Below are 21,612 nucleotides of genomic sequence, written 5' to 3' on the forward strand. Positions count from 1 at the left end.
TCTTATTTTTTAAGATTATACTTTGAAGACTTGAGATGTCGTTGTTACACCTCAAGTCTTTTTTTGTGTTAAAAATATCCCAAGATACTATTCATCCACAGGTGGATTTGTGAGCCTCTTACAAAATATCGTGATTATCTTAATACTCATCACGGGGGCCGGTTTTTTATCTTTAACTGAAATCGCCCTCGCAGGTGCCCGCAAAGTCAAACTCAAAATTCTGGCTGAGTCGGGTGATCATCGCGCTCAAAAAGTTTTAGATCTACAAGAAAATTCTGCGGATTTCTTTGCAGCCTCTCAAATTGGTTTAAATGCAGTCGCCATTCTCGGCGGTATTTTAGGTGAAGGCGCCTTCCGTCCTTATATTTATAATTTCGTTTCCCGCTTTTACCAGGGACCTTGGGCTGAAAATATCAGCTTTGCGCTCTCCTTCACGGTCGTCACTTCTTTATTTATTTTATTTGCAGACCTGATGCCGAAACGTCTAGCCATGATTGCGCCAGAAAAGATCGCAGTCTCAGTCATCGAGCCAATTCAGATTTTCATTAAAGTCTGTAAACCTTTGGCCTGGTTTATTAACGCGATTGCCAACATGCTGTTCCGTCTGTTTAAAGTAAATACCATCCGTGATGACAATATTACTTTTGATGATATTTCTGCAGTGATGGATGCAGGTGCGCAGGCAGGCGTGCTCCAGAAACAGGAGCATCATTTCATTGAAAATGTATTCGAGCTGGAAGAGCGTAACGTGCCTTCGAGTATGACTACACGTGAAAATGTGGTGTTCTTCACCTTGAATGAACCGGAAGAAAGTATTCGGCAAAAGCTGGCAGAATATCCTTATTCCAAATTTCTGGTATGTAGCAATGACATCGACAGTGTGATTGGCTATGTCGATGCCAAAGACATTCTGGTGCGTATTCTGAACAACCAGTCGCTGCTGCAGCTCAATGAAAATACCATCCGTAATGTCTTGACCATTCCGGATACTTTGACCTTATCAGAAGTTCTGGATCGTTTTCGTTCTACCAAGGAAAAGTTTGCCGTCGTCATTAATGAATATGCGCTGGTGGTTGGAGTGATTACCCTTTCCGATATTATGATTACCGTGATGGGTGACTGGGTGACGCCTATTGAAGCCGATCAGCAAATTATTAAACGTGACAATAATTCCTGGCTGATTGAAGGCAGCACGCCGATTGAAGACATCAAGCATGCGCTTGAAATTGATGAAATGCCTGATGATGAGAACTATGAAACCATCGCTGGCTTCATGATGTATAAATTACGCAAGATTCCACGTCCTGCAGATGCCGTGATATTTGGTGCTTATAAGTTTGAAGTGGTGGATGTCGATCATTTTAAAATTGACCAGTTACTGGTAACCCGCCTGCTCGAAACCAATTCAGTTATTCAGGAAGAATCAGATTAATCTGGTTCTTCTTTTTATTCTTATATTTAAAAATTATTCTAAGAAAAAAATCATAAGGTGAGTGATGAATATTTCTGCATTATTGGCATGTCTGTTTTTTTATTCAGCCCTGTATTTGTTTTACTTCTTCTTTGCCAAACAACAGAATCCCCTGCTTTTACTCGCAGCCATCATTCTGATGGTTTTAACAGTTTTCATTATTCCCTACCCGCATGAACGTCGCCGTCAAGGTTTCGACTCGACCTTGAGATTTGGAGAGTATTTTTATTGGCCATTAATCACGTGGTGGCGTTTATTTATTCTGCCCATCAGCTGGCTGATTGCACTGATATATCGTGATTAAAAAAGCACCTTTGGGTGCTTTTTTTTAGATCTAGTTATAGCTTAGATTTTTGCTAATAAAGCCTCAAGAACGGCTTGATAGTGAATCTGGATATCATCTTCTAAAATTTTGTAGGCATTATCGAATTGCACCATTGGCCAGCCTTCTTTCCAGAATGGGAAAATATTATGCAGGTCATGGGTGACAATGGCATCTTCACGCACAATTGCTTGGGCAATTTGTGACAGCACTTGCGCAGTTTCAGCGCCATCAATCGCCATATAATCAATACCGCGCGCTTTTAAAATACGGATTCGGTCTTTTTTATAACGGATTTTTTTGATTTGTGCTGCATTCAGACCCAAAGCCAAAGATACGGCTTCGACAAATTTGTCTTCAAATGACTGATTCAATGCTACTAAGGCTGCTTTATGCGCTTCCTGACGACCAGCTTTACCACCCTGACGAATTGCTGCTTGCGCCTCAGTATTTAGCTCATCCTTTTTCATACTTTGCAGGATGTCTAAAATTTCGATGTCGCTTAACGCCTGAGGAGATTGATCAGTCATAAACTGTCCTTAAAAAAATAAATCTTGAATCGGCTATTTTCGCATAATTCGTGGCTAAAAAATCAAAATCTTCATGATTAAAACAGCGCTACGACCTGAAACTGCATTTCTTCTGCGATTTTGCGCAAAATCGACTATAGTGCTTCATCTATATATTAAATTAATCTCTGGATGACGCCCCCTACGCAAGTGACTTTGTTGCTGCAGCAACTTAAGCGCCAATATCCGACTGCATTTAAAGGAAATTACCTGTTTTACAGTCAGATTAAAATCCGTGGAATCTGGGATAAAGCCAAGCTCTTCATTCCTTGGGCCTTGGCCGCCATGATTTTTGTTCCCATCAGTTTGATGTTAGGAGATCTGGTACAGCAATCTTTTGTGCAAATCAGTGAATTTCAGGCACAGAGTTATGCCATTTTGGCCATTCTACTGTTCCTGATGTTGAGTCAGACCTTGATTCTGTACCAGATTCAGCATTCTTCTTATTCGCTGTATCAGTTATTACGGCATACTCCAATCAAGATGGCTATTGTGATTCTATTGCAAGCCTTAAATCCGGTCTTTATACAAAGCAGTTTGCTGATGTGGAGCTTATTCTTCTTTGGCGTGAGCTTTGGCTTTGTGCGCTTTTATCGGGAAAATTTATTCAAGGAAAATAGCAAAAATACTGAGCACTATCAGCTACAACAATTACGTAAAATCTGTTTTTGGGCTTATAAACAGACCTGTCTGATCCGACTAAAATTACGTTTTTATTCAAGCCATGATCCTCGGCATGCCGAACTAAAACAGCAATTAAATCACTTTGCCGGGCTATATACGCGGCTACTGAAATATGAGCATCAATATTGTAAAACGATCAAGCATCTAGATGTCGACAGCTATCTGGATGAGAATTCATAGTTCCCTCTATCATTTTTCATTGGTCGTCTTAAAGATCTGCAAATATTGACTTTTAAAAAACGTTGATTTGCTGGTTTTTAGAATAGAAGCTACGGAATTGCTTGAAAAGAAAGCAATCATTTAGAAATTTGCTTGCCAAGCTTTATTTCGTCCTCTATTATTGCGCACATGCCCGAGTGGTGAAATCGGTAGACACAGGGGATTTAAAATCCCCCGCCCACAAAGCGTGCCAGTTCGAGTCTGGCCTCGGGCACCATTTTAATATTTATTAAAATGGTGCAATAAAAAATCCAGCATTAGGCTGGTTTTTTTGTGCCTGAATTTTATTCTTTTAGCGCGAAATCCCCATGTCAGAATTAAAACACTTTGATCTCGCTACATTACAATTACGTCATCCAGACGCTTTTTTCCTTAAGCTGCGTTATAGCCGCTTTAAATTTAATGCCTTGCAAAATATCCAGTTTGTTATCGCGATTAATTTACTGTCCCTTCTGGTCTGTGTAGCCTGTAGTCTCAGCTCCGTATTTCTGGAATATTATTTTTTCAAGAATGCCACGATTGCCTTTAATGTCACCTTAATTGTGCTGATGGCACTGCTTTATCCTTATATCTGGCATGCACAATATCAGGCGCAATTTAGTTCCAAAGCCTATAGTCAGCGTTTGCAAAACTGTCTCTATCTGCAAATTCCAATTTTTCTGAGCTTATTGCTCAACCTTTATCTGATTCATTCGGATGTACTGGTCATCATTAGTATGATCATTTTAGCGATTTCTTCCTTTGGGGTGGTCATCCTGGAACCTTTATTTAAAAGTTCCTGTAGTGCGATTGACCAGATCAGGTTGCAGAAACTCCGACAACTGGCTTTTTGGGCTTATCAACAATCCAAATCAAAAACACCACAACAGATTCAAGGTCAATCGAATCTGCAGGCTTATTACCAAAACCTTTATCAGCAATGCATGAATGAAGAGCAACAATTACTCGGCTCAATTTGCTTTAATAGCTTTAAAGATTATTTGAACAGACAATAAAAAACCCTGCATCTGCAGGGTTTTCTTAAATCACCATTCACGATTGGTAATCAGTTCTTCCATTTCAATCTCGAACACGCCGTGCTCTTGCACCACCATCATCATGGCTTCGGCAATATAATCCGCAGCAGTATCATCCAGAGACGAATCCAGATCTTCGAACTGAGGTTTCATGATATTGATATCAGCCACAGTCAGATTGGCAAGCTGGTAAATTTCTTGATCTGACAAACCTGATTTAGCGACTTTTTGGGCAAAACGTTCGATGTGCTGCTTGATTTCAGCAACCAGAATATCGGGATAATACTCATCATCGAACATGGGGAGAAGTAAATCTGCAAACATTACAGGCACTCTAAAGGATGACTATCTAATCTAAGCGTGCCTATATAGCATATTGTTGCTTAAAAGCCAAACAACATTGCCAATGTAGGGATTTCCCAGACTCGATTTTTAAACCATTTGCATAGCTTGCCAGACTTTAATCGCATCGGCTGTGACTTTAACATCATGTGCCCGTACCATACATGCACCCTGCTGAATACTCAACAAATGCGCTGTTGCTGAACCCACTGCACGCTCTTGTGGTTCTGCCCCATCCAAAACTGCTCCGATAAAGCGTTTACGTGATAAAGCAGACAAAATCGGATAGCCCATTTCTGTCAATTTATAAAACTCTTGCAACAGCTTTAAATTTTGCTGGGCATTTTTAGCGAAACCAAAACCTGGATCAATCATGATATTTTCCGCTTTTACTCCAACATCTAAAGCATCCTGAACACGTTGGGATAACTCGCGTATCACATCTTTAGTGACATCCTCATATTGATCCAGATTGTTCATGGTGGTCGGCTCACCGCGCATATGCATGATGATCACTGGAATATTGAGTTCTGCTGCGGTCTGCAATGCATTCGGCCGAGTCAAAGCACGGACATCATTCCAGATATGTGCTCCGGCCCGAACCGCTGCGCGTATGACTTCAGGTTGCGACGTATCAATCGAGAGAATGACCTTATGTTTAGCCAGTTCTTCCACCACAGGCACTACGCGGCGAATTTCTTCTTCCACTTCTACCACTGCGGCACCTGGACGGGTCGATTCACCGCCAATATCAATCACGGTCGCGCCTTCAGCGATCATTTCAAGCGCACGTGCGACTGCATCTTCTTTGTGATTATGCCGACCACCATCACTAAAAGAGTCTGGGGTGACATTGAGAATCCCCATCACATGCGGCTGGGATAAGTCCAATTTTAAATCACCAAATGTCCATACATGTGGTAACAAAGGCATCAGCTGCATGATTCAATACTCACTCAAAATAACCCCGATATTGTCTTATGGATCGCTGAATAAAGCAAAGTGGAATAAGGCTAGGACCTAGATTTCGAAGTAATTGTTTTGGGAATATTGCATCAGTTTAGTTTGTAATAATGCTTTCACATCTGCCCATTCACTTTCTAAAATACTATAGATATAGCTATCTCGAATAGTCTGTCCATCTTTACGTAGCATATGACACCTGATAATGCCATCTCGTTTGGCACCTAATGCCTCAATCGCTTTTTGGCTGGGAAGATTCAAATGATCAGTTCGAAAGCCGACCACCTGAGCATTTAAATTTTCAAAAGCATGTCTTAACAAAAGATATTTACAAACGCGATTTACATAAGCTCTGTGATAGCGCTTGGCATACCAGGTATAACCAATTTCAAAACGTGGAATTTCCGCTTTAATATCATGATAACTGGTGGTTCCAATTGCTTGGCCGGAGTTTAAATCAATTACGGCAAAAACCATTCTTTCACCTTGAGCCTGTTGTTCGAAAGCTTGAGAAAAATATTTTTTTAAGTTATGCAGATAAGGCACCGAATTATATAAAATCTTACCTAAATTTTCTTCAGCGCATGCAACCACTAAATCAGAAAAATGTTCCCAGCTCAACGGTTCAAGACGAAGCTGGTAAACACTGGATTCCAGAACAGGCATATTCATTTTTGTTTTTCTTATTCATTTTTAATCGCTCAATATAACACTCAAAAAGATATGACAAAAATGACAAGCATAAAAAACCACCCGAAGGTGGTTTTTTTATTGAGCTTAGTTCGCTGGCAATGGCGGAGGAGTCAACGGACCATCATCTGGCGTTACATCAATCACAGGATTATCTGCAACATAGACTTTTGGTGGCTGAGGCTCACGACCTTCCATGATGTCACGGATTTGATCACGATCAATGGTTTCCCATTCCATCAAGGCTTTCACCATCGCATGGGCAATATCTTTTTTGCTTTCCAAGATATCGCGTGCGATTTTATATTGCTCATCTAGAATTCGACGAATTTCACGATCGACTTCTAGTTGTGTGGTTTCCGAAATACTGCGGCTACCAATACTGCCCATGAAAGATTGCTGTGCATCTTCTTCATAGACCATGACACCGAGTTTGTCCGACATACCATATTTGGTCACCATCGCACGTGCCATTTTGGTTGCACGTTCGAAGTCATTTGAAGCGCCGGTCGACATCTGGTTAATGAAGACTTCTTCAGCAATACGGCCACCAAACAAAATCGAAAGTTCATTCAACATTTTGTCTTTGTAATGGCTGGTCTGGTCAAATTCAGGCAGCTGCCAGGTAACACCTAAAGCCCAGCCACGTGGCATGATTGTCACCTTATGCACAGGATCTGTACCTGGCAAGCTTTCAGCAACAATCGCATGCCCTGCTTCATGATAAGCCGTCGCACGACGCTCTTCATCACGAAGTACCATCGATTTACGCTCAGGACCCATATACAGCTTGTCTTTTGCATCTTCAAAGTCATGCATATCGACGGTGTTTTTGTTACGGCGTGCAGCAAATAAAGCAGCTTCATTCACCAGGTTTGCTAATTGCGCACCCGAGAAGCCCGGTGTACCACGTGCAAGAACTTTTACATCCACACCTGTCACTGAAGGCAATTTTTTCAAATGTACATTCAGGATTTGTTCACGACCTTTAATGTCTGGCAAACCAACCACAACTTGACGGTCAAAACGGCCTGGACGAAGAAGTGCTTTATCCAGTACATCTGCACGGTTGGTTGCAGCAATCACGATAATGCCTTCATTGCCCTCAAAGCCGTCCATTTCAACCAGCATCTGGTTCAGTGTCTGTTCACGTTCATCGTGACCACCACCAGTACCTGAACCACGATGACGACCGACTGCATCAATCTCATCAATAAAGATGATACATGGCGCATGACGTTTCGCCTGTTCGAACATGTCACGAACACGGGATGCACCGACACCGACAAACATCTCAACGAAGTCAGAACCTGAAATACTAAAGAATGGAACTTTCGCTTCACCGGCAATGGCTTTGGCAAGTAGGGTTTTCCCCGTACCTGGAGGACCGACCATTAACACACCGCGTGGAATACTCGCACCCAGACGTTTAAATTTGGTTGGATCTTTCAGGAAATCTACGATTTCAACGACTTCTTGCTTGGCTTCATCACAACCAGCAACATCAGTGAAAGTGACTTTAATCTGGTCTTCAGACAGCATTTTGGCTTTAGATTTACCAAAACTCATTGGGCCGTTTTTACCACCTGCACCGCCACCCATGTTGCGCATAAAGAACATGAATAACAAAATGATTAAAAGTACAGGGAAACTTGCAATAAGCAACTGCATGAGCAAGCCTTGACGTTGTGGTGCTTCACCTTCAACCACAACATTATTTTTAATCAGGCTTGGCATCAGTTCAGGATCCTGAACTGCCGGACGGATACTTTCAAACTCTGAACCGTTCGATTTTTCGCCACGGATTCTTTCGCCGTCAATCACAACTTGTTTAATTTGGCCAGCATTGACCGCGGCAACAAACTCTGAGTAGTTCATTGTAGTCGGTTGATTGCGGTCACTGACGTTGCTGAAGATTAACACCAGCACACCCAGTATCACGAGCCACAATACGGCATTCTTAAAAAGATCGCTCAAAGCTTTATTCCCATTCCAATCTAATTTGATCATGCCCTGTTCAGGGTGACCTTAATACTTAAGCTGTAAATCAACTTACAATTATCTGAAAACGTACAAAATGCACAATTTTTAACGACTTGGCAAGTAGACTTATTTTAAAGCCTTCTTACGTCCCTGCCCGATCAGGAAAACTTCCTTGGAGCGAGCACGTGATGCCAAAGGTTTAGATGTTTTCAGAACATCAAAACTATCAACCACTTGCTTACGGAATTCGTCAAAACCTGAACCTTGGAAAACTTTTACCACAAATTGACCTTTAGGGCCTAGCACCTTGTTGGCAAAATCCAGTGCAAGTTCACACAAGTAAATCTGACGCGGTTGATCTACAGCCTTATTACCTGATGTATTGGGGGCCATATCTGAAATTACAACGTCTACAGTACGACCATCTAAAATTTCTAACAATTGCTGGAAGACTTCTTCTTCGCGAAAGTCACCTTGCAAGAAAGTCACATCAGGTAATGCATCCATTGGTAAAATGTCAGATGCAATCAATAAACCTTTGTCGCCGACCAACTTACCGGCGATTTGTGACCAACTCCCGGGAGCTGCACCCAAGTCGACCACGGTCATGCCGGGTTTGATGATCTTGTACTTTTCTTGCATTTCTAAGAGCTTATATGCTGCACGCGCACGATAGCCGTCCTTTTGTGCCTTTTTCACATAAGGATCGTCTAAATGCTCTCTCATCCAATCACGACTACTTTTAGATAACTTTTGGTTGGTAATGCGTGTAGCCATAACTCTCTAAATAAAAAAACGTCTAATTATTAATTGTACGTGAAAAAGACATATTTTGCAGTATACATGTGTATCTAAATCGAGGAGTTTTGCTCGTTATGAAGAGATATTGGAAATGATTATTTCCTGAGAATTTAAAGCGTTTGTTTTTTGCTTTTGCTATACTAAGCCGTTTAAAAATTCAGGTTATCTCTCATGGCGTCTTTATCTATTCAGGAACGTAAGCGTTTACGTCAAATCGGACATGCTTTAAACCCGGTCGTTATGCTGGGTGACAAAGGCCTGACTGAAAATGTCATCGAAGAATTGGCGCGTGCTTTAAACGATCACGAACTAATTAAAGTGAAAATCGTAGCTGAAGATCGCGAAGCGCGTGCAGCACTGATTGCTGAAATTTCAGAAGCGACTGGTGCTGAAGTGGTTCAAACTATTGGTAAAATTGCACTGCTTTACAAGAAAGCTGCGAAACAAAACCAAAAATTGTCTAACCTTGTCCGTTTCGCTCATTTGTCTAACTAAGTACAGGACTTATGGCAAGTTACGAACTTAGCGCATTTGATCGCCGTTTTCAGGCCATCTCTCTGGTTGCCGCCATTGAACAGCAAGGCCCATGCAATTTAAATGTGGGCTTCTGGATCCGTGATCCCAATCAGTACATCTTGTGGCCCGACATGGTGACGGCACATCCCCGTCAGGATTTCCTGTGGGAACAGACCTGCTTTGAAATTTTTATTGGGGTTCAGGGCGAAGATTTTTATCGTGAGATTAATCTTTCCCCTTCTCAGGCCTGGCAGGCTTATCAATTCGAAGAATACCGTTATCCTGAAGATATGCCACCGCAAGCTGCGGATGATATTGAGCTGAATCAGCTCAAACGTACGCATTATGGTCTTAATGTCAGTGTGGATCTGACTGATTTTATGGCAGCACATAAACTGAAATGGGAAAACTTGTTCCTGGGTTTATCTGCTGTTTTAAAAACCTCACAAGGTGATCAATACTATGCCATGCAGCATAGTAGTCCTCAGGCAGATTTTCATAATAAACGTGACTGGTTGCATGTATTTTAAATAGATTGACGCTGTGCATCAGCTATTTAAAGTGTAACAGGCGAATAAAACGTGAGACTTAAAGTCTCACGTTTTTGTTTATTGCTCAACAATGATCGATCCTCTGTATAATTATTTTAGATTTTTTATTGTTTTCAACGTTCATATTTTAATGATGTAGATGATGCTGCTCCTGAATAGATTTCACAGCAGCATAAAGAATAAAAGCAAAAGTAATGATCATCAGAAGAATGGTCCCAAACACCAGCCCCAGCACTCCCAAACATAATACGATTACACCTAGATAAAGTATGCGCCCCAATCCGCTTTCCAGATTCAGTAGCATGATCAATATCAGTAAAATAAGTACACCTACAAAATGCTGTTGCATCGTGACCCCCTTTAATTGTTATTGTGAGTCCGTTTTGCTGCATAAAGACAAAGGAGAACATTTGATTGTTCTCCTTTTTAAATAGCGGCCTTTCAGCGCAGCCTAACTTTTCAGCTCAGGACTTTTGTCCGAGCTCCCTGTTTTCACCACGGGTTTGACTTTTTTCAGTACTTCAATGGTACTGTCCTTAGAACGTTTAAAAGTATCGGTCAGATGTTCCTTATGCTTGGTCGAAATCTGACTGACATCCTCTTTCAACTCTTTACCCAGATTAGATAAGTCTTCGAAGACAGCGTTGAATTCTGTCTTGATAAAGCTTTTCAGTTCAGTTAATTCTTTCTGCGAACCGAAAATCTGCTCCTTCAAAGTATCAATACGCTGTAACACCTCCTGCTTAAATTGACGCAATTGTTCCTGCACAGTGTCGCTTAACTGCTTGGCTTCAACTTCAAGCTTTTCCTTACTTTCCTCGATGGTTCCAATTGCCTGATCTTTAGCCTCGACTGCTACTTTTTCAAGCTTCTCGGCAGTTTCAGTTACCACGCTCGGAGTGATTTTTTTAGATGTAGTAGATTCAGGTGCTGTAGCCATTTGTCTTGTTCCTATTGTTATATCGACTAAGCTATATTAGTAGATTTGATAAAAATTAAGATTTGATTTGTCTGACAATTATTAATTGCTTACATTTTTTCACATTGCTTACAAAACAGACTTCCATGCAAAAAGCAAGCCATTTATCTCATACTTTCGCTGCAAAGCCGTTGGACTTTAGGGGTCATTCTGCGTATAATGCCGTGTTAAGTTCAAGCGAGCAGACATAGGAGGGTAGGTTTAAAAAATAGCCTTCCTTTTTTTTCGTCTTCTCGCTTTTTTACAGCCTAAATTTCAGGAGCTTTGGTTTGAGCACCCCAGCAATTTTAGCCCTTGCCGACGGAACTATCTTTAAAGGTACTTCGATTGGCGCATCGGGTAGTACGACTGGTGAAGTCGTTTTCAACACTGCCATGACTGGCTATCAAGAAATTTTGACTGACCCGAGTTATGCACAGCAACTTGTGACACTGACTTACCCACATATCGGTAACACAGGCTGTAATGAAGAAGACGCTGAATCAGGTCGTATTCATAAGGTTTGGGCGAACGGATTGATCATTCGTGACCTGCCTTTACTGCACAGTAACTTCCGTTCAACCCAATCATTAGCTGAATATTTGGTACAACACAATGTTGTGGCAATTGCGGATATCGACACGCGTAAACTGACACGTATCTTACGTGACAAAGGTGCGCAAAATGGCTGTATCCTTGCTGGCGAAAATATCACTGAAGCTGAAGCGCTTGAAAAAGCACGTGCATTTAGTGGTTTAAACGGTTTAGACCTGGCAAAAGAATGTTGCGACCCTGAAGGTTTTGAATGGACTGAAGGCTCTTGGACATTAGGCAAAGGTTTCTCTCAACCAGAAGCTAAATTCCATGTTGTTGCATACGATTACGGTGTCAAAACCAACATCTTACGTATGCTCGCAGACCGCGGTTGTAAACTGACTGTTGTGCCGGCGCAAACTCCTGCTGCTGATGTACTTGCACTGAATCCAGATGGCGTGTTCCTTTCGAACGGCCCTGGCGATCCGGCTGCATGTGACTACGCAATTGAAGCTGTAAAAACAATTATAGAAACTACTGAAATTCCAGTATTTGGTATCTGTCTGGGTCACCAGATTCTTGCGCTTGCAAGTGGTGCTAAAACCTTAAAAATGCCTCACGGCCACCACGGTGCTAACCATCCTGTACAAAATCTAGATAATGGTACAGTGATGATTACTTCTCAAAACCATGGCTTCGCAGTCGATGAAAGCAATCTGCCTGATGTGTTGCGTGTAACGCATCGCTCACTGTTTGATGGCACCAACCAAGGTATTCATCGTACAGACAAACCTGCGTTCAGCTTCCAGGGTCACCCTGAAGCCAGCCCGGGTCCACATGACTGCGCACCATTGTTCGATCATTTCATCGAACTTATCGAAGCATCTAAGAAGTAATTAAGGAAGCATCATGGCTAAACGTACTGACATTAAAAGCATCTTGATTATTGGTGCTGGTCCGATTGTCATCGGTCAAGCATGTGAGTTTGACTACTCAGGTGCTCAAGCATGTAAAGCCCTTCGTGAAGAAGGTTACCGCGTTATTTTGGTCAACTCGAACCCAGCGACCATCATGACCGACCCAACCATGGCGGATGCAACTTACATTGAGCCAATTACTTGGCAAACTGTTGCAGCGATCATTGAGAAAGAACGTCCAGATGCTGTTCTTCCAACCATGGGTGGTCAAACGGCATTGAACTGTGCCCTTGCCCTCGATGAGCACGGCATTTTAGAGAAATTCAATGTTGAATTGATCGGTGCAACCAAAGAAGCGATTGAAAAAGCTGAAGACCGTAAACTGTTCGACCAGGCAATGCGTAAAATTGGTCTTGAATGTCCAAAAGCTGACGTTGCTGAGTCAATGGAACATGCTTTAGAAATTCAAGCACGTTTCGGCTTCCCAGTAATTATCCGTCCATCATTCACCATGGGTGGTTCTGGTGGCGGTATCGCATACAACAAAGAAGAATTTATCGAGATTTGTGAACGTGGTTTCGATCTTTCTCCGACTAAACAATTATTGATTGATGAATCTTTAATTGGCTGGAAAGAATACGAGATGGAAGTTGTTCGTGACAAAAACGACAACTGTATCATTGTATGTACCATTGAAAACTTTGATCCAATGGGCGTACACACTGGTGACTCAATCACTGTTGCCCCTGCTCAAACGCTTACAGATAAAGAATTCCAGTTACTACGTAACGCTTCTCTAGCAGTTCTTCGTGAAATTGGTGTTGAAACAGGTGGTTCTAACGTACAGTTCGGTATTTGTCCAAATACTGGTCGTATGGTCGTGATCGAGATGAACCCACGTGTATCACGTTCATCTGCACTTGCTTCTAAAGCAACTGGTTTCCCGATTGCAAAAATCGCAGCGAAACTGGCTGTAGGTTATACCCTTGATGAGTTGAAAAACGACATTACTGGCGGTACAACGCCTGCATCGTTCGAACCTGCAATCGACTACGTTGTAACCAAGATTCCTCGTTTCAACTTCGAAAAATTCCCACAAGCTGATGCGACACTGACGACTCAGATGAAATCTGTCGGTGAAGTGATGGCGATTGGCCGTAACTTCCAGGAATCTGTACAAAAAGCCCTTCGTGGTCTTGAAGTGGGCGCTTCTGGTTTTGACGAAAAGGTTGAAGTGGGTGCTGAAGGCGCGCGCGACAAGATCTTGCAAGAACTTAAAGTGCCAGGTCCAGAGCGTATCTGGTATGTGGGCGATGCATTCCGTCACGGCTTTACTTTAGACGAAGTATTCGCTGCAACGAACATTGACCGCTGGTTCTTGATTCAAATCGAAGACATCATTAAAACTGAAAACCAAATTAAAACTTTAGGTTTTGGTGATTTGAACGCGGACAACATCCGTTCGTTCAAACGTAAAGGTTTATCAGATCTTCGCATTGCGGACTTGATGGGCATTTCACAAAAACAATTCCGTAAACACCGTTGGAACCTGGGCGTAACGCCAGTTTACAAACGTGTCGATACATGTGCTGCAGAATTCGAATCTGATACAGCCTACATGTACTCAACTTACGATGAAGAGTGTGAAGCCAATCCGTCTGCGAAAGACAAGATCATGGTGATCGGTGGCGGTCCTAACCGTATTGGTCAAGGTATCGAATTCGATTACTGCTGTGTACACGCTGCTCTTGCAATGCGTGAAGACGGCTATGAAACCATCATGGTGAACTGTAACCCTGAAACAGTTTCTACTGACTATGATACATCTGATCGTTTGTACTTCGAACCAATCACTTTAGAAGACGTTTTAGAAATCGTACGTATCGAGAAGCCTAAAGGCATTATCGTTCAGTACGGTGGTCAAACACCTTTGAAATTGGCTCGTGCTCTAGAAGAAGCCGGTGCGCCAATCATTGGTACATCACCTGACGCGATTGACCGTGCAGAAGACCGTGAACGTTTCCAGCAAATGATTCAACGTCTGCAACTTCGTCAACCAAACAACAGCATTGTAAAATCTGCTGAAGAAGGTATGGCTGAAGCGTCTAAAGTAGGCTATCCATTAGTGGTACGTCCTTCTTACGTGCTTGGTGGTCGTGCGATGGAAATCGTGTACAACGATGAAGAACTCAAACGCTACTTACGTGATGCGGTTCAAGCATCAAACGAAGCACCTGTTCTGCTTGACCGTTTCTTAGATGATGCGATCGAAGTTGACGTAGACTGCGTATCTGATGGTAAAGACGTTGTAATCGGCGGCATCATGCAGCACATCGAACAAGCGGGTATTCATTCAGGTGACTCGGCATGTTCAATTCCTCCTTACTCTCTATCTAAAGAGATTCAGGACGAAATGCGTCGTCAAACTGTGGCGATGGCAAAAGAGCTTGGCGTAATCGGTTTGATGAACGTTCAGTTTGCTGTCAAAGGTGAAGATGTTTACATCTTGGAAGTGAACCCACGTGCGTCTCGTACTGTGCCATTCGTTTCTAAGTGTATCGGCGAATCTTTAGCGAAAGTTGCTGCACGTTGCATGGCTGGTCAATCTCTTGAGTCGCAAGGCTTCACAACTGAGATTATTCCTGAGCACTTCTCTGTCAAAGAAGCAGTGTTCCCGTTCAACAAATTCCCTGGTGTTGACCCGATCCTTGGCCCTGAGATGAAATCGACTGGCGAAGTGATGGGCGTTGGTAAAACATTTGGTGAAGCGTTCTATAAAGCTGTTTTAGGTGCAAATGAGCGTTTACCAGGTCTTCCAACTGAAGGCGAAGTGAAACACGCATTTATCTCTGTACGTGATTCTGATAAACCACGTGCGGCGGGTATTGCAAAACAATTGATTGACCTAGGCTTCAAGATTCTTGCAACTGATGGTACATTTAAAGTGATTAGCGATGCTGGTCTTGAATGTGAACGTGTCAATAAAGTAACTGAAGGTCGTCCTAACATTGTAGACCGTATCAAAAACGGCGAAATCCACCTTGTGATTAACACGACTGAAGGCAAAAAGGCACAAGAAGACTCATTCTCGATCCGTCGTTCAGCACTTCAAGGTAAAGTGTATAACACAACTACATTGAATGGTGCAGATGCAGTATGCCAAGCTTTAGCAATTAAATTGCCGATGGATGTATATCGTTTGCAAGACCTAACTAAAGGTTAATTCGCTTCCAAGAAGTCCCGCTACCTTCTTGGTGGCGGGCTTTTTTTTATTTATAGATTTTATATCTTTCAACTGACTTTTGAGGGACAACATGCAACGTTATCCTATGACACCTGAAGGCAAAATTGCCTTAGAGAAAGAATTACACCAACTGAAAACAGTGGATCGTCCACGTATTACAGCTTCAATTGCAGAAGCTCGTGAACACGGTGACTTAAAAGAAAATGCAGAATACCATGCAGCACGTGAACAGCAAGGCTTCTGTGAAGGCCGTATTCAGGACATCGAAGGCAAACTGGGTGCAGCTCAGGTGATCGATGTCAAAGAACTTGAACAGAATGGTCGTGTAGTTTTTGGTGTAACGGTCACGATTGAAAATCTGGATACTGAAGAGCAGAAAACCTATAAAATTGTAGGCGATGACGAAGCAGACTTTAAGATTAACAAGATCTCTGTAAACTCGCCGATCGCACGTGGTCTTTTAGGTAAAAACGAAGGCGACGATGTGAAAATCAATACACCAAACGGTGAAGTTGAATACGAAATTGTGAAAGTTGAATATATCTAAATTTTAGATATTTAAGCTTGCATGAACCCCTCGATTGAGGGGTTTTTTACCTTTATTCGCCTCTTACAAATGGATTAGCTCTGTGCTTCTTTTAAAAACCCCGATGCAAATAAATTAAATGCATGTAAGGCCTCAGGGAGTACTTGCTCAGGATGTTCGCTAGAAGCCACCCAGAGTGCTGCATTCATTGCTGCACCATTTAAAAATATCGCAGCAGCTTCTGGATCAACTGTTTTAATTCGGTCTACTGCCAATAATTGTTCAACACATTCACGCGTGGACTGCAAACATCTGTTTTGACTTGGCCAATGTGCAGGATCGCCCAGCACAGCCGGCCCGTCACGCAGCACAATGCGCTGGAATTCCGGATTTAAGGCATTTTGAATATAGGTCCGCCCTTCTAGCATCAATCCTTCCCACAGATCAGCAGGCTGCTCCAGATGCTGCTGGGCAGATGAAGCCATTTCCGAATCGATCTGGTCGACCACTGAAGCAAACAAGCCTTTTTTATCACCAAAATGGTGATACAACGCTCCACGAGTCAGCCCCGCTTCTGCCGTGAGTTTATCCATTGAAGTGTCTGCATAGCCATATTCAGCAAATGTACGGCGCGCTACTTTTATCAGTTTCTTACGGGTTTCCGCCATTTTTTGTTCACGAACAGACATGAATTACTTTACCTCATCATCATAAAAATTTTAATTGACATACGCTCCGTATGTCAATTATGTTTACATACGATGCGTATGTGAAAGTTAAGTTGCTTTCACTCACTTATAAATTAGATATTGAATGAGAATAGACATGACTAGAACTGCGATATTTCCCCAAGACCGCCATGCCCTCTATGAACAGCATGGTTATTCTGCTGCGATCAAATCGGAAGACTTACTTTTTGTTTCTGGTCAGGTCGGTAGCCGTGAAGATGGTTCTCCTGAACCAGATTTCGAGAAACAGGTAGAACAGGCTTTTAAAAACTTAGCTGCAACTTTGGCAGCGGCTGGTTGTACTTTCGATGATATTGTTGATGTCAACACCTTTCACACTGATCCAGAACAGCAGTTCGAAAGCATCATGAAAGTTAAAAATCAGGTGTTTACGCAAAAGCCTTATCCTAATTGGACAGCTGTAGGTGTCACGTGGTTAGCAGGTTTTGATTTTGAAATTAAGGTGATTGCTCGTATTCCTCCAGCATCGACCACAGCTTAATCATTGTTTTATGCGTGCGCGAATGTCTTTTAGATATTATTCAGCAAGTTTAAACCCCGATTAGGTATAATTTCTTATTCACTATTTTTTGTATCTCCCTTATGTCTGAAAAGTTAATTAATTCTCCTGTAAAGCATTGGTGTGAGTTCGAGTTTATTTCGAAAACGGTGAAAAATCCGAATATTCACATTAAAGGGAATTACTCATACTACTCAGCTTATTGGGATCAGGGTTTTGAGCGTTGTGTGGTGCGTTATTTACATGATAAGCCTGCAACGCCTGAGAAGCCGATTGACCAGCTCTATATCGGCAATTTCGTCTGTTTCGGCGCTGAATGCGTAATCATGATGGGTGGCAATCAATTACATCGTACCGACTGGATTTCAGCTTTTCCATTCGATACACGCAGTTTTGTGCCTACGGGTGATACCATGATTGGTGATGGTTGTTGGATTGGTTCTCGTGCCATGATTATGCAAGGGGTGACACTAGGTGAAGGTGCTGTGGTTGCCACAGGTGCTGTCGTAACCAAAGATGTACCACCGTATGCGGTTGTCGGTGGTGTTCCTGCAAAAATTATTAAATACCGCTTTCCACAGGAAGATATTAAAAAATTGCTTTCCCTCAAAATGTACGACATTGATGAAAAGCAGTTTCTAAAAATGCGTGAGCAGTTGCAGACGGATGATATTAGTTATCTAGTAGAATTTTTAAGCAATTAAAACTATCATTAAATCATTAAAATTTCAAAAGATTAAGCATGCAAAGTATTCTGAGTTTTGTAAGTGAAAATCCTATTTTCTTTACCGTATTATTCACTCTTACGAATATCTTATGGTTGATCTTCTCTTTTTACCAAAAACATAAAAATGATAAAGCTCTAATTGACTACAAAGCTGAAAAAGATAAAGAATTAGAAGGCTTAAAACATAATTTCGGATTAGAACTTGAAAGGAAAAAGAAAAATTTCGGTATAAAACAAGAAGTTTATGGGGAGTTTTTTAACAATTTAGATAAATTTCAATCAAAAGCTCAAATTGATTCACAAAAATCAATAAACCTTTATATGCATAACTTTTTGATTGACTTTGTTACAGCTTCAGAAATAAATGATACAGATGCAATGGCTAAAGCAACTGGCGAATATCATCAAAATCTTCAAAGCTTTTTTGCAAATTTGTTTGATGAACTTAATACCCTACAAAATGAATGTAATCGTTTGAAATTTTTTGCCCCTGAAGAGATTCGGATAAAATTAAAAGAAATAACCATAAGTTATGAACAAATTTTCAAAATGACTAATCAGTATGTCAGCAATATTTCTAACTTATTTTTTGACGAATCAACACAAAATGAAATAACTAAAAAATTTACAGCCGATATTCAACCTATTTCAGATAAATTAAAAACAGATATGGATAATATTGAAAATCTACTAAGATCAGATTTATTTTCATAATTTTTAGAAAACATAAAAAAACCCACTCAATCGGAGTGGGTTTTTTCAGAATATGGTGGCTATGACGAGACTTGAACTTGTGACCCCCGCATTATGAGTGCGGTGCTCTAACCAACTGAGCTACATAGCCTTAAACTGTGCGCGCATTATGGGATTTTCTGTAAATCACGTCAACCCCATATTGTGCTGTTTGATCAAAATTTGTTGAAGTGAGCCGATAAGCCGGGTTCTGTCGTGAACGATCATTCCTCTAGGCGCACAATCACTCATGCGCTCAAGCGACCTACCCGAATCCAGCATGGGCCATGCCTAATGGATTCCTATTTGGTCTTGCTTCCGGTGGGGTTTACCTCGCCATGAACTGTTACCAGCCATGCGGTGCGCTCTTACCGCACCCTTTCACCCTTACCTCCGATTCCGATTGCTCGAAAACATAATGAAGGCGGTCTTCTCTCTGCTGCACTTGCCGTCGGTTTGCACCGCCCAGGCGTTACCTGGCACCTTGCCCTATGAAGCCCGGACTTTCCTCCCCTGCTTCAATCACGGAGATCTCCACAGCAGCGATCGTCTGGCTCACTTCGAGCGGCATAGTATCAAATATCGAGACTAATTGCTTGATGTTTTTTGAGCAGTCAGTTTTTCATACTTGGCTTGCAGCTGTTCCTGCGTTTCGACATGATTCGGATCCAGTGGAATACAATTCACCGGACAGAATAACTGGCACTGCGGTTGATCATGATGTCCGACGCACTCTGTACATAAATCTGGATGAATCTCATAAATGAGTTCCCCCATATAGATGGCCTCATTCGGGCATACAGGTTCACAGACATCACAGTTAATACATTCATCGGTGATATATAAAGACACGCTACCAACCTTGTTGAAGTTTACGCTCGAAGGCAGCAACCACGTTTGGTGGTACAAACTTGGTCACATCACCTCTTAATCGAGCAATTTCACGCACCAAAGTGGATGAAATAAAAGAATATTGCTCTGAAGGGGTTAAAAATACCGCTTCAAAGTGGGAGTCCAACTGACGGTTCATATTCGCCAACTGAAATTCATACTCAAAATCAGACACTGCACGCAAACCACGCAATACAGCAGTCGCCTTTTGCTCACGGAAAAAATTGACGAGCAAACCGTCAAAACCTACAAATTCAACATTGTCCAAATGACTCAATGACTCTTTCGCCAATGCGACACGCTCTTCCAGACTGAATACCGGATTCTTATGATGACCAATGGCAATCGCCACTACGACTTCATCAAACATTCGCGCTGCGCGTGTTACCAAATCAATATGTCCATTGGTAATTGGATCAAAAGTCCCCGGATAAATCACACGAGTTTTAGACATCCATTTGTACTCTGTTTGTTATGTAGAATCTTATTTTAGCAAAAACTTGTTTTTTTGGTGAATAATCCTCATTAATTTAAAAAACTTCACCTTATTTCTAGTTGCGGTACAATAGCAGCACGTTTGGAAGTATCAGATTATGGCGAAAGCATCTATTGTAGTAAAAAAAAATAATGGCGGTACCATTGCACTGAATAAACGTGCCCGCCACGATTATTTTATTGAAGAGAAATTTGAAGCGGGGCTTTCATTAAAAGGCTGGGAAGTCAAATCAATGCGTGCTGGTCGCATGACCATCGTAGAAAGTTATATTACCTTTAAAAATGGTGAAGCGTTCTTGTTTGGTGCACAGGTTCAGCCCTTGTTAAGTGCTTCGACCCATGTGGTGCCTGAAGCAACCCGTACCCGCAAACTGTTGCTGAATCGCCGTGAAATTGAAAAGTTGATGGGTGCGATTAACCAGAAAGGTTATTCCTGCGTTCCACTGGCCTGCTACTGGAAAGGTCCACATGCCAAGCTGGAAATTGCCTTGGTGAAAGGTAAGCAACTCCATGACAAACGTGCCACCGAAAAAGACCGTGACTGGCAACGTGATAAAGCGCGAATTTTCCATAAATAATGGATTAAAAGTTGAATATAAAAAAACCTCCGCATTTGGAGGTTTTTTTATGGTTTTAAGTATGGCTATTTAAACGCGCTAGAGTCAAAGCAATATATTCACCAAACCAGAACGCAGTTTTTAAATCGCCTTCAGGTGGGGTCACTTCTACCGGTGCGTTATCTGACTGGGTCATTAAACCCAAAAAGCTCGACATCCGGTTCAGATCCGTGACGGCACGTCCTGTCGGCATTAATGGCAATCCACTCCACAACATCCCGTGCTGCATGGCAAACAGGTTGATTTGCTGCAGGACCGCCAGCTTGTCACCACTAAGTCCGCCACCATTGGTAAAAGCCGCTGCCAGTTTTCCCTGCCAGCTACGTGCCAGCCAGCGCTTAGAGGATTGCTCCATAAACAGCTTCATGGCAGAGGTCAGGCTACCCATATAGGTCGGACAACCAAAGATAATTGCATCGGCGGCGTCTAGTACATCCCAGTCTATATGTTCGACATTCATCATATGCACCTGAACACCGGTTTCCCGTGCACCATCGGCAATAAAATTTGCCACTTTAGCCGTGTGTCCATAAGGACTGTGATAAACAATCGCAACAGATTTGGAAGATAGGGACATAACGCTCAAAAGCCAAAAA

At 42.0% G+C, this 21,612-nt stretch carries 25 protein-coding genes, 2 tRNA genes and 1 other RNA gene; 14 read left to right on the top strand and 14 right to left on the bottom strand.

The window, feature by feature from the left end; translation table 11 throughout:
• The first annotated feature begins 109 nt into the window (after positions 1 to 109).
• The gene (gene paeA / locus AC1IR0_RS03340; protein ID WP_311203715.1) at positions 110 to 1,432 is read left to right on the top strand and encodes a polyamine export protein PaeA; all 1,323 of its coding nucleotides are present in this window, start codon (positions 110 to 112) and stop codon (positions 1,430 to 1,432) included.
• 64 nt (positions 1,433 to 1,496) lie between these two features.
• Positions 1,497 to 1,775 carry a hypothetical protein gene (locus AC1IR0_RS03345; RefSeq protein ID WP_004645748.1) on the top strand — a complete coding sequence of 93 codons (279 nt, stop codon included), beginning with the start codon at positions 1,497 to 1,499 and terminating at the stop codon, positions 1,773 to 1,775.
• A 41-nt stretch (positions 1,776 to 1,816) separates the two neighbouring features.
• Here the strand turns inward: AC1IR0_RS03345 and AC1IR0_RS03350 are convergent, their stop codons facing one another.
• The gene (locus tag AC1IR0_RS03350) at positions 1,817 to 2,323 is read right to left on the bottom strand and encodes a hypothetical protein (RefSeq protein ID WP_004280554.1); all 507 of its coding nucleotides are present in this window, start codon (positions 2,321 to 2,323) and stop codon (positions 1,817 to 1,819) included.
• Positions 2,324 to 2,494: 171 nt separating this feature from the next.
• Between AC1IR0_RS03350 and AC1IR0_RS03355 the strand changes: the two genes are divergently transcribed.
• From AC1IR0_RS03355 to AC1IR0_RS03365, 3 genes are all read left to right on the top strand, one after another.
• The gene (locus AC1IR0_RS03355; protein ID WP_005103944.1) at positions 2,495 to 3,226 is read left to right on the top strand and encodes a hypothetical protein; all 732 of its coding nucleotides are present in this window, start codon (positions 2,495 to 2,497) and stop codon (positions 3,224 to 3,226) included.
• A gap of 170 nt (positions 3,227 to 3,396) precedes the next feature.
• Positions 3,397 to 3,482, top strand: a tRNA-Leu gene (locus tag AC1IR0_RS03360).
• Between the two features lie 91 nt (positions 3,483 to 3,573).
• Positions 3,574 to 4,260, top strand: coding sequence for a hypothetical protein (locus AC1IR0_RS03365; RefSeq protein ID WP_336018363.1), 687 nt, complete (start codon positions 3,574 to 3,576; stop codon positions 4,258 to 4,260).
• Positions 4,261 to 4,290: 30 nt separating this feature from the next.
• On the opposite strand, the gene AC1IR0_RS03370 is transcribed toward AC1IR0_RS03365, so the two are convergent.
• The 5 genes from AC1IR0_RS03370 to rlmE all read right to left on the bottom strand — a co-directional run bounded on the left by AC1IR0_RS03370 (position 4,291) and on the right by rlmE (position 9,036).
• The gene (locus tag AC1IR0_RS03370) at positions 4,291 to 4,605 is read right to left on the bottom strand and encodes a DUF5713 family protein (RefSeq protein WP_409666747.1); all 315 of its coding nucleotides are present in this window, start codon (positions 4,603 to 4,605) and stop codon (positions 4,291 to 4,293) included.
• 108 nt (positions 4,606 to 4,713) lie between these two features.
• The gene (gene folP, locus AC1IR0_RS03375) at positions 4,714 to 5,565 is read right to left on the bottom strand and encodes a dihydropteroate synthase (protein WP_005247701.1); all 852 of its coding nucleotides are present in this window, start codon (positions 5,563 to 5,565) and stop codon (positions 4,714 to 4,716) included.
• A 78-nt stretch (positions 5,566 to 5,643) separates the two neighbouring features.
• Complete coding sequence (locus tag AC1IR0_RS03380) at positions 5,644 to 6,258, bottom strand: GNAT family N-acetyltransferase (protein ID WP_005247702.1); 615 nt, start codon at positions 6,256 to 6,258, stop codon at positions 5,644 to 5,646.
• A gap of 105 nt (positions 6,259 to 6,363) precedes the next feature.
• The gene (gene ftsH / locus AC1IR0_RS03385) at positions 6,364 to 8,253 is read right to left on the bottom strand and encodes an ATP-dependent zinc metalloprotease FtsH (protein ID WP_004280565.1); all 1,890 of its coding nucleotides are present in this window, start codon (positions 8,251 to 8,253) and stop codon (positions 6,364 to 6,366) included.
• A 132-nt stretch (positions 8,254 to 8,385) separates the two neighbouring features.
• On the bottom strand, positions 8,386 to 9,036 hold the full coding sequence (gene rlmE, locus AC1IR0_RS03390; RefSeq protein WP_004645756.1) for a 23S rRNA (uridine(2552)-2'-O)-methyltransferase RlmE: 651 nt from the start codon (positions 9,034 to 9,036) through the stop codon (positions 8,386 to 8,388).
• 195 nt (positions 9,037 to 9,231) lie between these two features.
• Here rlmE and yhbY point away from each other — a divergent pair, with 195 nt between their 5' ends.
• On the top strand, positions 9,232 to 9,555 hold the full coding sequence (gene yhbY / locus AC1IR0_RS03395) for a ribosome assembly RNA-binding protein YhbY (RefSeq protein ID WP_004280569.1): 324 nt from the start codon (positions 9,232 to 9,234) through the stop codon (positions 9,553 to 9,555).
• 11 nt (positions 9,556 to 9,566) lie between these two features.
• Entirely contained in the window at positions 9,567 to 10,106 is a 540-nt protein-coding gene (locus tag AC1IR0_RS03400; RefSeq protein WP_409666712.1) for a DOMON-like domain-containing protein, read from the top strand.
• Between the two features lie 148 nt (positions 10,107 to 10,254).
• On the opposite strand, the gene AC1IR0_RS03405 is transcribed toward AC1IR0_RS03400, so the two are convergent.
• Positions 10,255 to 10,476, bottom strand: coding sequence for a hypothetical protein (locus AC1IR0_RS03405; RefSeq protein ID WP_004280572.1), 222 nt, complete (start codon positions 10,474 to 10,476; stop codon positions 10,255 to 10,257).
• A 102-nt stretch (positions 10,477 to 10,578) separates the two neighbouring features.
• Complete coding sequence (locus AC1IR0_RS03410) at positions 10,579 to 11,067, bottom strand: hypothetical protein (RefSeq protein WP_409666714.1); 489 nt, start codon at positions 11,065 to 11,067, stop codon at positions 10,579 to 10,581.
• Between the two features lie 308 nt (positions 11,068 to 11,375).
• Here AC1IR0_RS03410 and carA point away from each other — a divergent pair, with 308 nt between their 5' ends.
• From carA to greA, 3 genes are all read left to right on the top strand, one after another.
• Entirely contained in the window at positions 11,376 to 12,515 is a 1,140-nt protein-coding gene (gene carA, locus AC1IR0_RS03415; protein ID WP_184412359.1) for a glutamine-hydrolyzing carbamoyl-phosphate synthase small subunit, read from the top strand.
• 13 nt (positions 12,516 to 12,528) lie between these two features.
• Entirely contained in the window at positions 12,529 to 15,759 is a 3,231-nt protein-coding gene (carB, locus tag AC1IR0_RS03420; RefSeq protein WP_184412366.1) for a carbamoyl-phosphate synthase large subunit, read from the top strand.
• 91 nt (positions 15,760 to 15,850) lie between these two features.
• The gene (greA, locus tag AC1IR0_RS03425) at positions 15,851 to 16,327 is read left to right on the top strand and encodes a transcription elongation factor GreA (RefSeq protein ID WP_005103954.1); all 477 of its coding nucleotides are present in this window, start codon (positions 15,851 to 15,853) and stop codon (positions 16,325 to 16,327) included.
• A gap of 74 nt (positions 16,328 to 16,401) precedes the next feature.
• Here the strand turns inward: greA and AC1IR0_RS03430 are convergent, their stop codons facing one another.
• Positions 16,402 to 16,995 carry a TetR/AcrR family transcriptional regulator gene (locus tag AC1IR0_RS03430; protein WP_479741177.1) on the bottom strand — a complete coding sequence of 198 codons (594 nt, stop codon included), beginning with the start codon at positions 16,993 to 16,995 and terminating at the stop codon, positions 16,402 to 16,404.
• 136 nt (positions 16,996 to 17,131) lie between these two features.
• Here AC1IR0_RS03430 and AC1IR0_RS03435 point away from each other — a divergent pair, with 136 nt between their 5' ends.
• The 3 genes from AC1IR0_RS03435 (at position 17,132) to AC1IR0_RS03445 (ending at position 18,995) form a co-directional block, all read left to right on the top strand.
• The gene (locus AC1IR0_RS03435; RefSeq protein WP_086044573.1) at positions 17,132 to 17,536 is read left to right on the top strand and encodes a RidA family protein; all 405 of its coding nucleotides are present in this window, start codon (positions 17,132 to 17,134) and stop codon (positions 17,534 to 17,536) included.
• Positions 17,537 to 17,637: 101 nt separating this feature from the next.
• Positions 17,638 to 18,258 (top strand): CatB-related O-acetyltransferase, encoded by a 621-nt coding sequence (locus AC1IR0_RS03440; RefSeq protein ID WP_005106328.1) that lies wholly within the window; start codon positions 17,638 to 17,640, stop codon positions 18,256 to 18,258.
• A 38-nt stretch (positions 18,259 to 18,296) separates the two neighbouring features.
• Positions 18,297 to 18,995 (top strand): hypothetical protein, encoded by a 699-nt coding sequence (locus AC1IR0_RS03445; RefSeq protein ID WP_409665999.1) that lies wholly within the window; start codon positions 18,297 to 18,299, stop codon positions 18,993 to 18,995.
• A 53-nt stretch (positions 18,996 to 19,048) separates the two neighbouring features.
• Here AC1IR0_RS03445 and AC1IR0_RS03450 read toward each other — a convergent pair.
• The 4 genes from AC1IR0_RS03450 to coaD form a co-directional block, all read right to left on the bottom strand.
• A tRNA-Met gene (locus AC1IR0_RS03450) sits at positions 19,049 to 19,125 on the bottom strand.
• 72 nt (positions 19,126 to 19,197) lie between these two features.
• Positions 19,198 to 19,575, bottom strand: an RNA gene (rnpB, locus tag AC1IR0_RS03455) — RNase P RNA component class A.
• Between the two features lie 26 nt (positions 19,576 to 19,601).
• The gene (locus tag AC1IR0_RS03460) at positions 19,602 to 19,865 is read right to left on the bottom strand and encodes a YfhL family 4Fe-4S dicluster ferredoxin (protein WP_338839725.1); all 264 of its coding nucleotides are present in this window, start codon (positions 19,863 to 19,865) and stop codon (positions 19,602 to 19,604) included.
• Position 19,866: 1 nt separating this feature from the next.
• The gene (gene coaD, locus AC1IR0_RS03465; RefSeq protein ID WP_004280585.1) at positions 19,867 to 20,358 is read right to left on the bottom strand and encodes a pantetheine-phosphate adenylyltransferase; all 492 of its coding nucleotides are present in this window, start codon (positions 20,356 to 20,358) and stop codon (positions 19,867 to 19,869) included.
• 139 nt (positions 20,359 to 20,497) lie between these two features.
• Here coaD and smpB point away from each other — a divergent pair, with 139 nt between their 5' ends.
• Entirely contained in the window at positions 20,498 to 20,977 is a 480-nt protein-coding gene (gene smpB / locus AC1IR0_RS03470) for an SsrA-binding protein SmpB (protein WP_004280586.1), read from the top strand.
• A gap of 55 nt (positions 20,978 to 21,032) precedes the next feature.
• Here smpB and AC1IR0_RS03475 read toward each other — a convergent pair whose 3' ends face one another.
• Positions 21,033 to 21,593 (bottom strand): flavodoxin family protein, encoded by a 561-nt coding sequence (locus AC1IR0_RS03475; protein ID WP_004645771.1) that lies wholly within the window; start codon positions 21,591 to 21,593, stop codon positions 21,033 to 21,035.
• Positions 21,594 to 21,612 lie beyond the last annotated feature (19 nt).

The organism is Acinetobacter sp. 129952 (assembly GCF_056642055.1).

Bases quoted from the DNA above. Each gene is read 5' to 3' on its own strand.
- AC1IR0_RS03370 (WP_409666747.1), bottom strand. From the start codon at position 4,605: ATGTTTGCAGATTTACTTCTCCCCATGTTCGATGATGAGTATTATCCC.
- AC1IR0_RS03405 (WP_004280572.1), bottom strand. From the start codon at position 10,476: ATGCAACAGCATTTTGTAGGTGTACTTATTTTACTGATATTGATCATG.
- yhbY (WP_004280569.1), top strand. From the start codon at position 9,232: ATGGCGTCTTTATCTATTCAGGAACGTAAGCGTTTACGTCAAATCGGA.
- AC1IR0_RS03440 (WP_005106328.1), top strand. From the start codon at position 17,638: ATGTCTGAAAAGTTAATTAATTCTCCTGTAAAGCATTGGTGTGAGTTC.
- greA (WP_005103954.1), top strand. From the start codon at position 15,851: ATGCAACGTTATCCTATGACACCTGAAGGCAAAATTGCCTTAGAGAAA.
- AC1IR0_RS03410 (WP_409666714.1), bottom strand. From the start codon at position 11,067: ATGGCTACAGCACCTGAATCTACTACATCTAAAAAAATCACTCCGAGC.
- carB (WP_184412366.1), top strand. From the start codon at position 12,529: ATGGCTAAACGTACTGACATTAAAAGCATCTTGATTATTGGTGCTGGT.
- AC1IR0_RS03380 (WP_005247702.1), bottom strand. From the start codon at position 6,258: ATGAATATGCCTGTTCTGGAATCCAGTGTTTACCAGCTTCGTCTTGAA.
- rlmE (WP_004645756.1), bottom strand. From the start codon at position 9,036: ATGGCTACACGCATTACCAACCAAAAGTTATCTAAAAGTAGTCGTGAT.
- folP (WP_005247701.1), bottom strand. From the start codon at position 5,565: ATGCAGCTGATGCCTTTGTTACCACATGTATGGACATTTGGTGATTTA.
- AC1IR0_RS03475 (WP_004645771.1), bottom strand. From the start codon at position 21,593: ATGTCCCTATCTTCCAAATCTGTTGCGATTGTTTATCACAGTCCTTAT.
- smpB (WP_004280586.1), top strand. From the start codon at position 20,498: ATGGCGAAAGCATCTATTGTAGTAAAAAAAAATAATGGCGGTACCATT.
- AC1IR0_RS03445 (WP_409665999.1), top strand. From the start codon at position 18,297: ATGCAAAGTATTCTGAGTTTTGTAAGTGAAAATCCTATTTTCTTTACC.
- AC1IR0_RS03345 (WP_004645748.1), top strand. From the start codon at position 1,497: ATGAATATTTCTGCATTATTGGCATGTCTGTTTTTTTATTCAGCCCTG.
- AC1IR0_RS03435 (WP_086044573.1), top strand. From the start codon at position 17,132: ATGACTAGAACTGCGATATTTCCCCAAGACCGCCATGCCCTCTATGAA.
- AC1IR0_RS03365 (WP_336018363.1), top strand. From the start codon at position 3,574: ATGTCAGAATTAAAACACTTTGATCTCGCTACATTACAATTACGTCAT.
- AC1IR0_RS03400 (WP_409666712.1), top strand. From the start codon at position 9,567: ATGGCAAGTTACGAACTTAGCGCATTTGATCGCCGTTTTCAGGCCATC.
- AC1IR0_RS03350 (WP_004280554.1), bottom strand. From the start codon at position 2,323: ATGACTGATCAATCTCCTCAGGCGTTAAGCGACATCGAAATTTTAGAC.
- AC1IR0_RS03355 (WP_005103944.1), top strand. From the start codon at position 2,495: ATGACGCCCCCTACGCAAGTGACTTTGTTGCTGCAGCAACTTAAGCGC.
- AC1IR0_RS03430 (WP_479741177.1), bottom strand. From the start codon at position 16,995: ATGTCTGTTCGTGAACAAAAAATGGCGGAAACCCGTAAGAAACTGATA.
- coaD (WP_004280585.1), bottom strand. From the start codon at position 20,358: ATGTCTAAAACTCGTGTGATTTATCCGGGGACTTTTGATCCAATTACC.